The 16,527-nt window shown below is 66.9% G+C and carries 12 protein-coding genes; 7 read left to right on the top strand and 5 right to left on the bottom strand.

Features of this window, described 5'->3' with window-relative positions; genetic code table 11:
• Nucleotides 1–51 precede the first annotated feature (51 nt).
• From HLH21_RS01800 to HLH21_RS01785, 4 genes are all read right to left on the bottom strand, one after another.
• Nucleotides 52–732, bottom strand: a complete 681-nt coding sequence (locus HLH21_RS01800; protein ID WP_182940523.1) for a YoaK family protein — start codon at nucleotides 730–732, stop codon at nucleotides 52–54.
• 427 nt (nucleotides 733–1,159) lie between these two features.
• On the bottom strand, nucleotides 1,160–2,677 hold the full coding sequence (locus tag HLH21_RS01795; protein ID WP_182940522.1) for an efflux transporter outer membrane subunit: 1,518 nt from the start codon (nucleotides 2,675–2,677) through the stop codon (nucleotides 1,160–1,162).
• A 4-nt stretch (nucleotides 2,678–2,681) separates the two neighbouring features.
• The gene (locus HLH21_RS01790) at nucleotides 2,682–5,843 is read right to left on the bottom strand and encodes an efflux RND transporter permease subunit (protein WP_182940521.1); all 3,162 of its coding nucleotides are present in this window, start codon (nucleotides 5,841–5,843) and stop codon (nucleotides 2,682–2,684) included.
• A 6-nt stretch (nucleotides 5,844–5,849) separates the two neighbouring features.
• Complete coding sequence (locus HLH21_RS01785; RefSeq protein ID WP_182940520.1) at nucleotides 5,850–7,016, bottom strand: efflux RND transporter periplasmic adaptor subunit; 1,167 nt, start codon at nucleotides 7,014–7,016, stop codon at nucleotides 5,850–5,852.
• A 208-nt stretch (nucleotides 7,017–7,224) separates the two neighbouring features.
• On the opposite strand from HLH21_RS01785, the gene HLH21_RS01780 reads away from it, so the two are divergent.
• The 5 genes from HLH21_RS01780 to sodC all read left to right on the top strand — a co-directional run bounded on the left by HLH21_RS01780 (nucleotide 7,225) and on the right by sodC (nucleotide 13,151).
• Nucleotides 7,225–7,956, top strand: a complete 732-nt coding sequence (locus HLH21_RS01780) for a TetR/AcrR family transcriptional regulator (protein WP_246379031.1) — start codon at nucleotides 7,225–7,227, stop codon at nucleotides 7,954–7,956.
• A 361-nt stretch (nucleotides 7,957–8,317) separates the two neighbouring features.
• Nucleotides 8,318–9,745 carry an MATE family efflux transporter gene (locus HLH21_RS01775; protein WP_182940783.1) on the top strand — a complete coding sequence of 476 codons (1,428 nt, stop codon included), beginning with the start codon at nucleotides 8,318–8,320 and terminating at the stop codon, nucleotides 9,743–9,745.
• Nucleotides 9,746–9,767: 22 nt separating this feature from the next.
• Entirely contained in the window at nucleotides 9,768–11,099 is a 1,332-nt protein-coding gene (locus HLH21_RS01770) for an APC family permease (protein WP_220789626.1), read from the top strand.
• A gap of 16 nt (nucleotides 11,100–11,115) precedes the next feature.
• A complete protein-coding gene (locus tag HLH21_RS01765) occupies nucleotides 11,116–12,537 on the top strand; it encodes an amidase (protein WP_182940519.1) in 1,422 nt (473 codons plus the stop codon).
• 83 nt (nucleotides 12,538–12,620) lie between these two features.
• The gene (gene sodC, locus HLH21_RS01760; RefSeq protein ID WP_182940518.1) at nucleotides 12,621–13,151 is read left to right on the top strand and encodes a superoxide dismutase[Cu-Zn]; all 531 of its coding nucleotides are present in this window, start codon (nucleotides 12,621–12,623) and stop codon (nucleotides 13,149–13,151) included.
• A gap of 146 nt (nucleotides 13,152–13,297) precedes the next feature.
• Here sodC and HLH21_RS01755 read toward each other — a convergent pair whose 3' ends face one another.
• Nucleotides 13,298–14,893: an alkaline phosphatase D family protein gene (locus tag HLH21_RS01755; protein ID WP_182940517.1), complete on the bottom strand. Its 1,596-nt coding sequence runs from the start codon at nucleotides 14,891–14,893 to the stop codon at nucleotides 13,298–13,300.
• Nucleotides 14,894–15,079: 186 nt separating this feature from the next.
• Between HLH21_RS01755 and HLH21_RS01750 the strand changes: the two genes are divergently transcribed.
• Nucleotides 15,080–15,568 (top strand): RNA polymerase sigma factor, encoded by a 489-nt coding sequence (locus tag HLH21_RS01750; protein WP_246379029.1) that lies wholly within the window; start codon nucleotides 15,080–15,082, stop codon nucleotides 15,566–15,568.
• Nucleotides 15,565–16,488, top strand: coding sequence for a FecR family protein (locus HLH21_RS01745; RefSeq protein ID WP_182940516.1), 924 nt, complete (start codon nucleotides 15,565–15,567; stop codon nucleotides 16,486–16,488). Before HLH21_RS01750 ends, HLH21_RS01745 begins: the two co-directional genes overlap by 4 nt.
• Nucleotides 16,489–16,527 lie beyond the last annotated feature (39 nt).

The raw sequence follows: 16,527 nt of genomic DNA, 5'->3' as shown, positions 1-16,527 counted from the left end.
GGTCCAGGGCCTCAGGCCCTGGTGGGTTCGGGCGAAGCCCGATGCGACCCTTCAAAGCGGGCTGACGTTTTCCAGCCGTTCCAATAGCGGGTGATCGCGAAGATAGAGCAGGAACCCCGCGCCGGTGATGGTCAGCCCGACCAGCGCGATCGCGATCGGCACCGACCGGCTGGATGCCCACGCACCCACCGCCGCCCCGCCGAACAGGCCGAAGATGGCGGCAAGGCGCCGCCAGGTGCCGCGCGCGGGGCCGCCGGCCAGGCGGCTGTCGTGCACCAGCCCATGCAGCAGCAGCGTCGCCGCCGGCAGGGTCAGGTCCGTGACCTGGGCATGGCGGGTGGCCGAGGTCTGCAACCCCATCGCGACGGCCATGATGACCAGGGTGACGTAGTAGCGCCCTACCATGTCGGTCCACCAGACCGCCGCCGCCGCCAGGATCAGCACGCCCACCCCCATCAGCAGGTCGGCCACGGTACGCCGGCGCGAATGCGCGCGCCGCACCAGCCGCCCGCCCAGCGCCGCGCCGACCAGATAGGAGGCGATGGCCAGCAGCCCCGGGCCGAGGATGGATTGGGCCGAGACCAGGTGCACGGCGATCAGGATGACCGTCGCGGTCATATAGCCGGTGAAGACCTGCAGATGCGTCAGCGAAATGGCGTCCAGCGCCCCCATCGCGACGGTCACCATGATGACGGCGATGACCAGCCTGGGATCCTGGGGTTGGGTTTTCACGGCCTGCGTCTTTTCACTCCGGCGGGTTTGCTCGTCGGGGTTTTAGCGGGTGTCGCGAAAAATTGAACAAAAAAAGAGGTGCACCGCACTGCGATGCACCCCTTGTCTAATCAGGTCCCAGGGGCATCACGACCCCTGGCTTTTTTTGTTCCCGCGATCGCATTGCCGCAGGTTTCTTGTTCTCGGGAGCGGGGCCGTTCCGGTCTTCTCGCTCTGGTGAGCCTTTAATGACCGGTTTTTTTCTGGCCGTCAACGGAAATATATAAATAAACGTAGGTAACTGCTTTTGTTGCAGTGCACAATACATTGCACTGCACAATATACGCGGGTCGTGACCATCGGCTATTGCGTAACGTCCTGGCCCGAAACGCGAAAAGGCGGGCCCTGGGCCCGCCTTTGGCAATCGCGCCGTCCGGCACCCCGGCGGTCAGCCGGCGGTGGGACGAGTCCCCCCGGCCGTCCGGGCCGGGGTGGTGGCGACGGGGGCATGTTCCATCCAGCCCCCGCCCAGCGCCCGGTAGACGGTAATCAGGTTCTGGTAGCGCGCTTCCTGCACCACGATCTGGTTCTGCTGCGCGGTATAGAGCGTGCGCTGCGAGTCCAGCGTCGTCAGGTAGGAATCCACCCCCGCGTCGAAGCGCATCCGCGCCAGCCGGTAGGCGTCGGCCGACGATACGACCAGCGCGTCGATCTGGCGGGACTGGTCCAGATAGGTCGATCGGGCGGCCAGCGCGTCCGACACCTCGCGGAACGCGGTCTGGATCGCCTTTTCATACGCCATCAGCCGCTGGTTGCGCCGCGCCTTCGAGACCTGGAGCGACCCCTCGTTCTGTCCCCAGGTCAGCAGAGGCACCTGTATCTGCGGGTTGATCCCCCACGCGGTGCCGCCCGAGGTGAACAGGTTGCGGAACTGCAGGCTGGACACCCCGTCCGACGCCGTCAGGATCAGGCGCGGGAAGAAGGCGGCGCGCGCGGCCCCGATATCGTCATTGGCCGACAGCAGGGCATATTCCGCCGACACGACGTCCGGCCGCCGGTCCAGCAGGTCCGACGGCACGCCGGCCGGCAGGTCGGCCATCACGGTCTGATGGCCGAACGGCGCGGGCGGCGGCAGGTCGGCCGGCAGCGGCGCGCCCACCAGCAGCACCAACTGGTTTTCGTCCTGCGCCACCTGGCGCTGGTACTGGGCGCGGTTCGCCGCCGCCTGTTCGACCTCGGTCTCGACCTGCCGCAGGGTCAGCTGGTCGGTTTCGCCCCGGTCGAAACGCGCCTGGGTCAGGCGCAGGCTTTCCTGCTGCGAGGCCAGGGTCTGTTCCGTCACGCGCAGTTGTTCGTGGTCGGCCAGCCAGGCCACATAGGTCGTCGCGACCTGCGAGATCACGCTGATGAGCACACCGCGCTGGTTTTCCGCCTGGCTCATCATCTCGTCCGTCGCCTCGCGCGACAGGCTGCGGATGCGGCCGAACAGGTCGATCTCGTAGGATGAGAAGCCGATGCCGGCCGAATAATAGCGGAAGGTGCCGACATTGCGCCCCAGCCCCGGCGCGAAGCTGAGGCCCGCGTTGTCGGACGGTCCCTGGTATATCGCCTGGCCGGTCGCGCCGATCTGTGGGAACAGCGAGGCATGCTGCACCCGGTACTGACCCTGCGCCTGGATGACCGCGTACGCGGCCGAGCGCAGGTCGCGGTTTTCACGCACCGCCAGCGCAATGACCGCCTGCAGGCGCGGATCGACGAAGAAATCGCGCCAGCCCAGGTCGGACGCGGCAGTGCCGATCTGCCCAGGGCCAGTCTGGCCGGTACCGCTGGCGTGATAGGCCGCGCCCTGCGGCCAGGCTGCCGACACCGGCAGCGCCGGGCGCTTGTAGTCCGGAATCATGGTGCATCCGGGCAGGGCCGCCATCAGCAGCAGCGCCGCCCGGCGCGGATGGAGAACTCCCTTCATCGACTTATTTCTCCTGACCGGACGGAAGCGGGGCCCCGGACGGCGGCGCGTGCGGGTCCGTCCGGTCCTTGATCCGGGTCACCCGGAACAGCCGCAGCACCAGAACGAAGAACAGCGGCACGAAATAGATGGCCAGCAGCGTCGCCGACAGCATGCCGCCGACCACGGCGGTGCCGATGGCGACGCGCGCGCCCGACCCGGCCCCGGTCGAGATGGCCAGCGGAAACACGCCGCAGACGAAGGCGATGGACGTCATCAGGATGGGGCGCAGGCGTTCGCGCCCGGCCTTGACCACGGCCTCGAGCAGGTCGTCCCCGGCTTCGAAGAACGCCTTGGCGAATTCCACGATCAGGATGGCGTTCTTGACCGCCAGCCCCACGGTGGTCAGCAGCCCGACCTGGAAATAGACGTCGTTCGCCAGACCCCGCGTCAGGGTCGCCACCAGGGCGCCCAGCACGCCCAGCGGGATGACCAGCAGCACCGCGAAGGGAATCGCCCAGCTTTCGTACAGGGCTGCGAGGCAGAGCAGGATGACCGTCGCGGCCAGGGCATAGAGCGGCCCGGTGGACGAACCGGAGGCCATCTGCTCGAACGACAGGCCGGTCCATTCATAGCCGATGCCCGGCGGCAGCTTGGCCAGCGCTTCCTGAATGGCGGTGACGGCGGCGCCGGTGCTGTAGCCCGGCGCGGGCTGGCCCAGGATTTCGAACGCGTTCAGCCCGTTGTAATCCTCGACCTTCTGCGGGCCGACGATCCATTTGCCGGACGCGAAGGCGTTGAAGGGCACCAGCCCGTTCGTCACGTTACGCAGGTACCATTTATCCAGGTCGCCGGGCAGCATGCGGGCGTCGGGCTCGCCCTGGATGTAGACCTGCTTCACGCGGTCGTCGCGCATGAACTGGTTGACGTAGATCGAGGCCAGCGCGCCCTGGATGGTGATGTTGATCTCGGCATTGGTGATGCCCAGCGCGTTCGCCTTCTCGCGGTCGATATCCAGAAGGTACTGGGGCGCGTCCTCCATGCCGTTGGGGCGCACCGCCACCAGGCGCGGGTCCTTCGCGGCCGCCATCAGGATCTGGTTGCGGGCGGCCAGCAGCTTGTCATGCCCCAGATGCCCGCGATCCTCCAGTTCCAGGTCGAAGCCGGTCGCGTTGCCCAGTTCCAGCACCGCCGGCGGGTTGATGGCGAAGATCTGCGCCTCGGGGTCGCCCCAGAAATGCATCATCACCCGCATGGCCACGGCCGAGGACGTGCGCGCCGCCCCCGGGCGGACGTCCCAGTCCTTCAGCCGGATGAAGAACGCGCCGGCATTCTGGCCCTGCCCCGCGAAGTTGAAGCCGTTCATCGAGAAGACCGAGACGACGTTGTCGCCCTCGGATTTGAGGATGTAGTCGGTGACCTTGCGGTTGATCGCGGCCGTCTGCTCCTTGGTCGAGCCCGGTGGCGTCGTCACCTGGCCGAACACCAGCCCCTGGTCCTCGTCGGGCAGGAAGCCGCCGGGGATGCGGGTGAACAGGAACACCGTCAGGCCGGTGACCGCCACATACAGCACCAGCGACAGCACCGAGCGCTCCAGCATCCAGCGGATGCCGGACTGATAGCCGCGGTTCGTGCGCTCGAACGTGCGGTTGAACCAGCCGGCCGGCCCGTGCGTCTTCTCGTGCGTGCCGGGCTTGAGCATCGTGCCGCACAGCGCCGGCGTCATAATCATGGCGACCAGGACCGACAGCCACATGGCGGACACGATGGTGATCGAGAACTGGCGGTAGATCACGCCGGTGGACCCGCCGAAGGCCGCCATCGGCAGGAAGACCGAGGTCAGCACCAGCACGATGCCGACCAGTGCGCCCGAGATCTCGTCCATCGACACGCGCGCAGCTTCCTTGGGCGACAGCTTCTTTTCCGCCATCACGCGCTCGACGTTTTCCACCACGACGATGGCGTCGTCGACCAGCAGGCCGACGGCCAGCACCATGGCCAGCATGGTCAGGGTGTTGATGGTGAACCCCAGCGCCGCCAGCACTCCGAACGTGCCCAGCAGCACCACCGGCACGGCGATGGTCGGGATCAGCGTCGCGCGGAAGTTCTGCAGGAACACCAGCATCACCAGGAACACCAGGCCGATGGCCTCGAGCAGGGTGATGACGACTTCCTTGATCGACAGCACGATGAAGGGTTCGGTATCCAGCGGATAGACGACCTTCAGCCCCGGCGGGAAGAATTTCGACAGCTGGTCGATCTCGGCGCGCACGGCGGTTTCGGTCGTCAGCTGGTTCGCCCCGGGCGCCAGCTTCAGCGCCATGCCGACCGTGGGCTTGTTATTGTAGTACGAGCTGACGGTGTAGCTTTGCGGCCCCAGTTCGACCCGCGCCACGTCGCGGATGCGTACCTGCGAGCCGCCCTGCTGCACGCGCAGCAGGATGGCGCCGAATTCCTCGGGCGAGGTCAGGCGGGTCGGGCCGATGATGGTGGCGTCCAGGCGCGCGCCGGGCTTGGCGGGCAGGCCGCCGATCTCGCCGGACGAGACCTGGATGTTCTGGGCCACGATCGCCGCCTGCACATCATTGATGGTCAGGCCGTACTTGAACAGCTTGCCGGGGTCCAGCCAGATACGCATCGCGTATTCCGAGCCGAACAGCGTATGGTCGCCCACCCCCGAGACGCGGCTGATCGGGTCGGAGACGTTCGACGCCACGTAATCGGCGATGTCGAAGCCCGACATGGACCCGTCGGTCGAGATGAAGGCCAGGACCAGCATGAAGTTCTTGACCGCCTTGGTGACGGTCAGGCCCTGGGCCGTGACTTCGACCGGCAGGCGCGGCTGGGCGAGCTGCAGCTTGTTCTGCACCTGGACCTGCGCGATGTCGGGGTTGGTTCCCTGCTCGAACGTCAGGTCGATTTCCATCTGCCCGCTGGCATAGGACTGCGCCGAGACGTACTCGAGGTGGTCCAGCCCGTACATCTGCTGCAGGATGGGCCGCACGACGGTGTTGTTGACCGTTTCGGCCGACGCGCCGGGATAGGTGACGCTGATGGCGATCTGCGGCGGCGCGATGGAGGGGTACTGGGCGATCGGCAGGCGGAAGACCGAAACGGCGCCGACCAGCATGATGACCAGGCCGATGACCCATGCGAAGATGGGCCTGTCGATGAAGAAACGCGACATGGACGATTATCCCGCCTTCTGCCCCTGGGGGGCATCCGTTTGTGCGACCTCGCTGGGATTGACGGTGTCGCCGGGGTGAATTTTCTGCAGGCCGCTGACCACGACCTGCTCGCCGGGCTTCAGCCCCGCGGTCACGATCCAGTCGGTACCGACGGCCGGCCCCGTGGTGACGGGGCGGATCGACACCTTCTTGTCCGCGCCGACGACCATGACGACGGGGTCGCCGTGCGGGGTGCGCGTCACCGCCACCTGCGGCACGCGCAGGGCGGTGGGATCGACGCCTTCCTGCAATTCGGCGTGCACGTACATCCCCGGCAGCAGCAGGTGCTCGGGGTTGGGGAACACGGCGCGGACGACGACGGTCGCCGTCGTTTCGTCCACGTTGACCTCGGAGAATTCCAGGCGGCCCTGGGTTTCGTAGCTGCTGCCGTCCTCCAGCGTCAGGCTGACGGTCGCGGCGTCGGCGCCGGCGCGGCTCAGCCGGCCCTGCTTCAGCTCGCGCCGCAGTTCCAGCAGGCGCGTGGCGGGCAGGTTCACGTCGACATAGATCGGGTCGAGCCGGGTGACGACCGACAGGTTGGAGGTCTGGTTGACGGTCGCCAGCGCGCCCACCGTCATCAGCGACCGGCCGATGCGGCCGCTGATGGGCGACAGCACGCGCGTATAGGCCAGATTGACCGCCGCCCCGCTCATGGTGGCGCGGGCCAGGGCGATGTCGGCGTCGGCTTCCCGCGCGGTGGCCAGGGCGTCATCGTAATCCTGCCGGCTGACGGCGTGGGCGCGGGCCAGCGGGCCGTAGCGGTCCAGCCGGGCCTGGGCCGTGACCCGGGCGGCCTGGGCGCGCAGCAGTTGGGCATGCGCCGAATCATAGGTGGCCTGGTACGCGGACGGGTCGATCTGATAGAGCTGCTGGCCCGCGGTGACGTCCGAGCCTTCGACGAACAGCCGCTTCTGGATGACGCCGTTCACCTGGGGGCGGACCTGCGCGATCTCCACCGCCTCGGTCCGGCCCGGCAGGTCGGTGGTCAGCTCGACCGGGCTGGCGCGCAGGGTGATGACGCCCACCGCCTGCGGCGGCGGTGCGGGTGGGGCGGCCTTGCGGTCGCAGCCGGCCAGCGCCAGCGACGCGCCGGCGGCGAGAAGGACGGCACGGGAAGGACGAGGGTGCGTCATTGCGTATATCAACCCTGGAAAAGACGTGGTGCGGCACGAACTGGGGCACGGGAATTCGTGGGCCGGGCGGCCCCTGAACCGGACCCATGCATAAGCGGCATATGGAAACTGCGTGGTTTTCTTGATCGGAAACTATTTCGTTTCTAAAATCCGGTCAATGGCCCCCGAGGGGGTCCCCGCCGACCAGACCTGAATAGGAGAACCGGTAATGCCCGACACCAGGGCCACGATACCGGCCATGCCGCCCCTGCCCGCCGACGACGCCGTCGCGTGCCAGGAGAAGCGATGCCCGGGACGACCGCCCGTGCTGGAGGAAGGCGAACGGCGGGAACTGATCCTGCGGGCGGCCTGCAAGGTACTGCACGATCATGGCTACCATTCCGCGTCGATGGACAAGCTGGCGCACGTGTCCGGCATGTCCAAGAAAACGCTCTACCAGATGTTCCCGTCGAAGCACGATTTGTTTCGGAATCTGATTCGCGAGCGGCTGTTCGACGGAAAATACACCCCGCTCGTCGGCTGCTTCGCCACGCCGGAGGACGAACTGGTGGCGATCCTGATGTCGATCGCCACCAACGTGCTGCAACCCGACCGGATGTGCCTGATCCGCGCCATCGTGGGCGAAATCCGGGATTCGCGCGAGATCCGCAAGATCATGGACAGCATCGAGATCAGCGGCCACAGCAACCAGGTCGAGGCCTGGCTGTCCCGCCAGCAGGCCGCCGGCGGCTATGCGATCGACGATGTGGTGGAACTGGGCCGCGGCCTGTTCGGCATGACCATCGGCAAGATGATCCTGGCGGAACTGTTCCACTGCCGCGAACCGGCCACCCCGGCGGCGATCGAGGCCAATATCCGTCGCTGGGTGCGGTTCTTCCTGCGCGGCCTGTCGGGCGAGGGCGCTTGCGCGGGGCACCGGGCGGCGGCGCTTCCCGCGTGACGTCGGCCCGCCCGGCGTAGGCATCAATTTTTGAATCAATTTCGCGGGCCATCAGGCGGGACGTCGTCCTTGCCCCTACCCAAGGGCCTAGCCCTTTGGAAACCCGCGACTTTATAAAACCAATGGGAGGCAAGGGCCTCGACCTCCGCCGGGTTCGGGCGGGGCCCCACCTTCCAAGCGGGCTTCCGCCCGGCGGGAAAGCGGCTATCATCGAGGCGATGAGTGCAAGACACGTCCGGAAGGTCGCGATCCGGGCCGCCGGGGCGGCCGGCGACCGGGCCCCGGACCGCGAGAACACCGGATCGACCATGGAGACCGCGCGGTGACCGGCCGCCCAGCCCGATTCTGTTCCGGCGCCATCATGCGCCATGTGGTGGTCATGGCCGGGACCGGCGCCATCGGGCTGATGGCCGTCTTCGCGGTCGATCTGCTGAACCTGTTCTATATCTCGCGCCTGAACGACCCGGCGCTGACGGCGGCCATCGGCTTTACCGGGGCGGTCGGCTATGTCCAGATCGCCGTGTCGATCGGCATGTCGATCGGGCTGGGGGCCGTCACCGCCCGGCAGATCGGCTGCGGCCACCACGAGCGGGCGCGGCGGATCGCATCGTCCTTCCTGCTGGTGATGGTCGCCACGACCGCGCTCCTGGGCCTGGGCATGCTGCTGTTCTCGGACCCGATCCTGCATCTGTTCGGCGCGACCGGACGGGCGGCCGAACAGGCCGGGCGCTATATCCGCATCGTCTCGCCGGGCTTGTGGCTGATCGCGGTGGGCATGGGCTGTTCCAGCCTGCTGCGCGCCGTGGGCGATGCGCGGCGGTCGATGAACGTCACGCTGATCGGCGCGCTGGCCTCGGCGGCGCTGGACCCGCTGCTGATTTTCTGGCTGCATCTGGGGCTGGATGGGGCGGCGATCAGCACCATCCTGTCGCGCGGCTTCGTCGCGGCGCTGGGGTTTCACGCCGTCCGCCGGCACGACATGCTGGAATGGCCGGCCGCGCGCTACATCCTGCCCGACGCGCGCTTGGTCGGCGGGGTGGCGACGCCGGCCATCCTGACCAACCTGGCGACGCCGATCGGCGGGCTGTTCGTCACCCATGCCATGGCCACCTTCGGGCTGGCCGCCGTGGCGGGGCAGGCGACGATCGACCGGATCGTGCCGGTGGCCTTCGCCTTCGTCTTCGCGCTGACCGGATCGGTCGGCCCGATCATGTCGCAGAATCTCGGCGCCGGGCAGCTGGACCGCGTGCACCAGACGCTGGTCGCGTCGCTGAAGCTGGTGGCGCTGTGCGTCGCGATCACGTGGCTGATCCTGCTGCCGGCGCAGAATCTGGTGGTCGCGGGCTTTTCGGCACAGGGCACCACGGCGGCGCTGATCCGCCTGTTCTGCACCTGGACCATCGGCGGGTATGTCTTCATCGGCATGCTGTTCGTCGCCAACACGGCGTTCAACAACCTGGGCTTCCCGCTGTACTCCACCCTGTTCAACTGGGGCCGGGCGACCCTGGGCACGATCCCGTTCGTGTGGGTCGGCATGCGCTTCGGGCCGTGCGGCGTGCAGGTCGGCCAGGTGCTGGGCAGCGTCGTGGTCGGCAGCTGGGCGGTGCTGAGCGCCTTTTCGGTCGTGCGCCGGCTGAAGCCCGGACCGGTGATGCCGGGCCTGGCGACCGAACTGCCGGCCCGCACGGCCAAGGGCGCGATGGTGGAACTGGACGAGCTGGACGAGGAGCAGCAGATCGCCGACAATCTGGCGGACTGCCCCGGCGGCCGGACGACGACGCCCGCATAGGCGCGACGCAGGAAGGGACGCGGTGGAAAGCGATATGCAACTCGACCGGCGGCTCGGCCTCTGGTCCGTCGTGCTGTTCGGCCTGGCCTATATGGCGCCGATGATCGTCCTGGGCACCTTCGGCACGCTGGCGACCGCCAGCCGGGGCACGACGGCAATGTCCTACCTGGTCGCGGCGGCGGCGATTTTCCTGACGGCCCTCAGCTATTGCGTCATGTCCCGCGTCCATCCGGTCGCCGGATCGGCCTACAGCTACGCCCGGCGGGCCATCAGCCCCGGCATCGGCTTCCTGGTCGGGTGGGCGGTGCTGCTGGATTACATTTTCCTGCCGATGGTGATCTGGCTGATCGGGGCGGCCTATCTGACTTCGGCCTTTCCCGGCGTTCCGGGCTGGGTCTGGATCGTCGGCTTCATCGTGCTGACAAGTGCGATCAATGTCGCCGGCATCGCCTGCGCGAACCGGGTCAATATCGTCCTGATGCTGGTGCAACTAGCCGTGCTGGCGGCCTTCCTGGGGCTTGCGGCCCGCTATGTCCTGCTGCTGACCGGTCCGGGCGGGCTGCTGTCGGTCACGCCGTTCTTCGCGCCCGGCGTCCCGTTTTCGGCCTCGGTGGCCGGGGCCGCCATCGCCGCCTATTCCTTCCTGGGGTTCGACGCCGTGACGACCCTGACCGAGGAAACGCGCGATGCCCGGCGGACCATGCCGAAGGCGATCCTAATCATCGCACTGGGCAGCGGGCTGATCTTCGTCCTTTCAACCTATCTGACGCAACTGGCCCATCCCGGGGCGGCGTTCGCCTCGACCGACGCGGCGGCCGCCGAAATCGCCCGGGCCATCGGCGGCGACCTGTTCGTGACACTCTTCCTGGCGACACTGGTCGTCGCGCAATTCACCTCGGGCCTCGCCGCGCAGGCCAGCGTCGGCCGCCTGCTGTACGCCATGGGCCGCGACCGGATCCTGCCGCCGGCCGTCTTCGGCAGGCTGCATCCGCGCTGGCTGACGCCGGTGCCGAATCTGCTGCTGGTCGGCGGCATCGGGCTTGCGGCGCTGGCCATGGATGTCGCGACCTCGACCTCCTTCATCAATTTCGGCGCTTTCCTGGGGTTCACCGCCGTCAATCTCTCGGTGATCGCGCTGTATCTGAAAGGCGACAGGCGCATTCGCACGCTGGGGGCGCTGGCGGGTGTCGCCGTTCCGGCGCTGGGGGCGGTGTGCGATGTCGTGCTGCTCTGGCATCTCGACCGCCACGCGCGGATGCTGGGCCTGGCGTGGCTGGCGCTCGGGGTCGTCTATCTCGGCTGTCGCACGGGCGGCTTCCGGCGCGCGCCGCCTGATATGGAGTTCGCGGAATGAGGCACGCCCCGTCGTCATGACCCATCCACTGGACCTGACCGCGCGGGAGATCGCGCGCGGTATTCGCACCTCCGCGTTCAGCGCGGAATCCGTCGTCGCGGAATCGATCCGCCGCGCCCGGATCGTCGAGGGCGCGCTGAATCCCTTCACCCTGATCCGCGCGGCGCAGGCGATGGAGGCCGCACGCCGCGCCGACCAGGCGGTGGCGGACGGCGCGGCCACCGGGCCGCTGCACGGCGTGCCGTTCGTGGCCAAGGACCTGACCCCCACCGCCGGCGACCTGACGACGCTGGGGTCCTGGACGCGGCCGGACTGGGTGCCGGACGAAACCGCGCTGTGCATCCGTCGCCTGCAGGCAGCGGGCGCCATCCTGATCGGCAAGACGACGACGCCGGAATTCGCCTATGCCAGCTTTACCAGCAGCCCGCGCTGGGGCGTCACCCGCAACCCGTGGAACCCCGACCGCACCCCCGGCGGATCGTCGGGCGGGTCGGCGGTCGCCGTGGCGACAGGCGTGGCGCCGTTCGCCGAGGGCACCGACATGGGGGGCTCGGTCCGCATTCCCGCGGCCTTCTGCGGCGTCGTCGGGTTCAAGCCCAGCCTCGGCCGGATTCCGATGACCATCCTGCCCAGCCTGTTCGACAATATCTCCCATTTCGGCCCGCTGGCCCGCACCGTCGATGACGCCGTGACCTTCATGGAGGTGACGGCGGGTGGCAGCGACGAGGATATCTCCTCGCTGCCGATCGGCTTCGACGGCGCGGCGGCGCGGGCCGGCACGTTACGCGGCCGGCGCTTCGCGCTGTCGCTCGATCTGGGCTATTATGCGGTCCAGCCGCAGGTCGCGGCCCTGGTCCGGCAGGCCGCCGACGCCCTGCGCGAGGCGGGCGCGGTGGTCGACGAGGTGGCGATGGACTGGACGCGCGCCGTCAACGACCAGTGGTTCGACCTGTGGTGCGTGTTCATGTCGGCCTATTTCGGTGACGATCTGGCCGCCTGTCGTCCCCGCATGGACCCGGCGGTGGTTGCGATGATGACGCGCGGCCTGGCGATGGACGCCACGACCTACAAGCGGGTCGACCTGCTGCGTAGCGCCATGTGGCGGGACATGGCCCGGCTGTATACGCAGTACGATGCCCTGATCTGCCCCACCTGCGCCATCACCGCGCCCCCGGTGAGCGAAACCGACGACGATTATGTCGCCACCCTGCCCGACGGCCGCTTCGGGGGGCTGGACATGACCTGCCCCTTCAACCTGCTGCCGCAACTGCCTGCCCTGTCGGTGCCCATCGGATGCGCGGCGGACGGGCTGCCGGTCGGGTTGCAGATCGTCGGCCACCGTTTCGCCGACGAGCAGGTGCTGGCCTGGGGCGCCGCACTGGAGACGATACTGCCTGCGCCGCCCTGCCCGGTCGCCGGGGAGACATCGCGAACATGACAGTCTGGCCTTGGGCAGGAAGGGTGCTAGCGTGACCGACGCCGGCGCCGATCGGCCGGACCAGGAAGAAGAAGGAAATCGCAATGTTCAATCAGGGCGTTAAACTGTTCGCCGTTCTTGCGTGCGGGCTGGTGTCGATCCCGTCGCTTGCCTGCGCCGCCGATGTGGCCTCGGGCAACCTGACCGGTGCCGACGGCACGTCGAAAGGAACGGTTCAGGTGACGGCGGCGCCGCAAGGCGTGCTGCTTCGCATCCAGGCCAAGGGCCTGACGCCCGGCTGGCACGGCGTGCATTTCCACGAGAAGGGAAATTGCGCCACGCCCAAATTCACCAGCGCGGGCGGTCATGTCCACGCGGCGACGCCCGTCGTGCATGGCCTGCTGAACCCGAATGCGAATGACGCGGGCGACCTGCCCAATCTCTATGTCGGACCGGACGGCTCGGCGACGGTCGAGCTGTATTCGACGCTGGTCTCCCTCACCTCGAAGGGCAGCCATCCGCCCCTGCTGGACGCCGACGGCGCGGCCCTGGTGATCCACGCCCATCCCGACGATTATCAGACCCAGCCGATCGGCGGCGCGGGCGACCGGGTTGCCTGCGCCGTACTCCATTAGGAAACCCGAAGGACAGATCGGGCTTTGCCCGAACCCACCAAAGGGCCAAGCCCTTTGGAAACCCAGGACGTCATGAAACGAATGGGATGCAAGGGCCGAGGCCCTTGCCGGGTTCGGGCAGCGCCCTGAGGGTATAAGATGAACTCTCAGGCTTTTTGCAGGCCCGGTCGTCCACGTTCCACGGCAAAGCTTGCATAGGTGGAAATCTGGCCGTCGTGCTCCATGACCTTGTCGACCACTTTCAGGTCCGCATGCCAGACATCGCGCCCGACATCGCACAGCACGTAACCGCGCTTGTCCGTGGTCGCCTTGAGCTGCGGATTTTCGCGGCGGACGGACCGGCTGAACGCATCGTCGTCGCCCAGCCCGTCTGATCCGGACGAAATGGAGGTCGCCAGGAACTCGACCGAGACGGGTTTGGGGTGGTCGGGGTCGTACACCAGATCGCCTGCGAAATGACGGTGGGCATCGCCGGTCACGTTCACGACGTTGCCGGGGCAATGCTGTTCGATGAACTGCAGCAGGCGCTTGCGCGCGTAGAGATAACCGGACCACTGGTCCATGCTGTAGATCAGTTCGGAATGCGCCGACTTCCGATGGGCCAGATCCATCATCATGACCTGATGCGCCAGCATGTTCCACTGCGTGTCGGACCGGCCCAGCCCGTCAAACAGCCATTGTTCCTGCGGAGCACCCATCATGGTGCGTTCGGGCGACCAGACATCGGGCCCCTGCGGCGCGTCATGGTCGCCATAGAGCTGGTCGCTGCGGTACTGCCGCGTATCCAGAACGAAAATATTCATCAGGTCGCCGTACCGGAAATCACGATACATCTGCATATGGCTGCCATCCGGCAGGGAACGGATACGCAGCGGCATATGCTCGTAATAGGCCTGCATGGCGGACGTGCGGCGTTGACGAAAAACCTCGGGCGGTGTGCCGTCCTGGTCGGTATCGCCCGCCCAGTTGTTGTCGACCTCATGATCGTCGGAACTGACTAGCCAGGGGACGGCGGCATGGGCGGCCTGCAGGTCCGGATCCAGCTTGTACAGGGCATACCGGCGACGATATTCGTCCAGCGAGTAACATTCCGGGCCGACATGGCGACGGAGCGCCTTGAACGGACGGCCGTTCATCTTGTGAACGCCGTCGCCGCTGTCCTTACCCTCGTAAATATAGTCGCCATAATGGAAGACGAAATCGATCGGCTCGCTCGCGATGGCGCGCCAGGCGGTATAGTAGCCCTGTTCGTAATGCTGGCAGCCGGCCGCGGCGAAACGCAGGCGCCGCACCGACGCGCCCGGCAGCGGAAGCGTGCGGCTGCGCCCGATGGCGCTGTCATAACCGGCAATGCGGAAACGGTACCAGTACGGCCGGTCGGGTTGCAGCCCTTCGACCTCGACATGCACGCAATGCGCCAGTTCCGGATGTGCAATGGCCTGTCCGTTCCGGACGACGCGGGAGAAATGTTCGTCGTCTCCCACCTCCCAATCGACCAGAACCGGGCGCAGCGCCATGCCGCCGCCCTCTTGCAGGGGCGACGGCGCCAGCCGGGTCCACAGCACGAATCCATCGGGCGCCGGATCGCCCGACGCGATGCCCAACTGAAAAGGGGAGACATCGAAATGAGGTTTCTCATCGAGATTTCGCGGCGTTGCCGCCTGAAGATGTTTCAGCCGCGTGGACAGCAGCAGGCCCGCGCCCATTCCCGACAGCAGAGCTCTGCGCCTTAGAAACACCATCAAGAATTCCTCCCCAGAAGGCCGGTCGGCAGCCCGCCATGCATATCCATCAAGACAAACGAAATCCCGCCAGGCCCACACCGCCCCCTTTCTTTTCATAAAATTGTCACGGAACGGTCCCGGTAAATTCCGTAATGGACGGGCATCATTTTCCAGACATCGTTCTGAACCGGGAATGTAAGGCCCTTGGCGGAAGATTGGTTGCCTTGTCAGACGGAATGGCTTCGCCTCTATCGGCGGGTTCGCGCCCTCACGCGCCGGGACGACGCCGAGGATCACCTGCAAGCCGCTCTTCTGAACTATTTCGAGCGGCCCCAGGGCACCGTTGCGAGTCCGGAAGCCTATATCACCCGAAGCGCGCTCAATCTCTCCCTCAATGCCCGCAAACGCGAGCAGAACGGCTGCGTTGCGCCGGCGGACCGCAATGAGATGCTTGTGGAGGTACGGGACCCGGCCCCGTCGCAGGAAGAAGCCTATGCCGCGACCCAGCTCATGGCGCGCTTTCAGGAAGGCTGCGCGCAGCTGCCGGAAAAGACGCGGCAGGCCTTCCTGCTGAACCGCGTCGAGAAAATGAAATATCGCGACATCGCCGCCACGCTGGACATCAGCGAAAGCAGCGTTGAAAAACATATCGCCAAGGCGCTGGTCTTTCTTTCATCCTGGGTCAATCATTGAAATATCGCCCGAACACCTCCAACGTTCAGGAACGTGCCGCCGAGTGGATCGCGCGCCTGCATGCCGACGACTGCACGGACGGCGACAGGGACCGTTTTCTGCGCTGGCTTCACAGCGACCAGCGTCACGCAACCGTCTTCGAACATCTGACCGACCTGTGGGACATGGGCGGCGGGGTCGTCCTGCCGCACGCCGCCGTCGCACGCCCCAAAGAACGCGCGCACCGCTTCACCCGGCGGCATGCGCTGGCCTGCCTGGGCGCCGGTGGGCTGCTTCTGACGCCCCTGTCACGGTACGCGCATGCGAAGCGCGTTCTGGAAACCGGCGCCGGAGGGCTACGCAGCGTCACCCTTGCCGGGCGGACGCGATGCCAGCTCGACACCAATACCCGCCTCGTGCTGTCGGATGGCCGGCCTGCGGCCCTGGAGAAAGGACAGATTGTCCTGTCCACGGAAATCGCCGCCCATGTCTCCGCGCGAAACGTCGATCTGCGTCTTCGCGTCCATACGACGGCGGATATCCGCGTCGATCCGGGCTGCACGGACGTGACGGTCATTCGGGGCAGGGTCTTTCTGCACGACCCACGCCTTCCCCGGGACGGAACCTGGATCAACGCCGGCCAGCGCCTGCGGATCTTCCGCAACGGAAAGATGGACGTGGACAATCCCGACCTGGATGAACTCCTGTCCTGGCGAAGCGGGCGCCTGATCTTTCGCAACCGTTGCCTGCGCGACGTCATCGCGGAAATCAACCGCTACGCGTCGCGGCAAATCGTCCTGGCCGCGCCGGCCCTGGCGGAGCGGCGGCTGAGCGGCGTCTATTACGTGGCACAGGGCGACAGCTTCCTTCAGATGCTGCCCCGCCTTCTGCCCGTCAGGCTGGTGTCCCGGACGGAGGGTTTCGAAATCGTTCCAATGTGACGTTTTCATGAAACTCCGGTTCCGCGACGGAGGATTCCC

Source organism: Gluconacetobacter johannae (genome assembly GCF_014174305.1).
In the GTDB taxonomy this organism is placed as follows: domain Bacteria; phylum Pseudomonadota; class Alphaproteobacteria; order Acetobacterales; family Acetobacteraceae; genus Gluconacetobacter; species Gluconacetobacter johannae.
The sequence above is the reverse complement of the archived record's forward strand: the minus strand, read 5'-3'. Positions and strand labels throughout refer to the sequence as shown.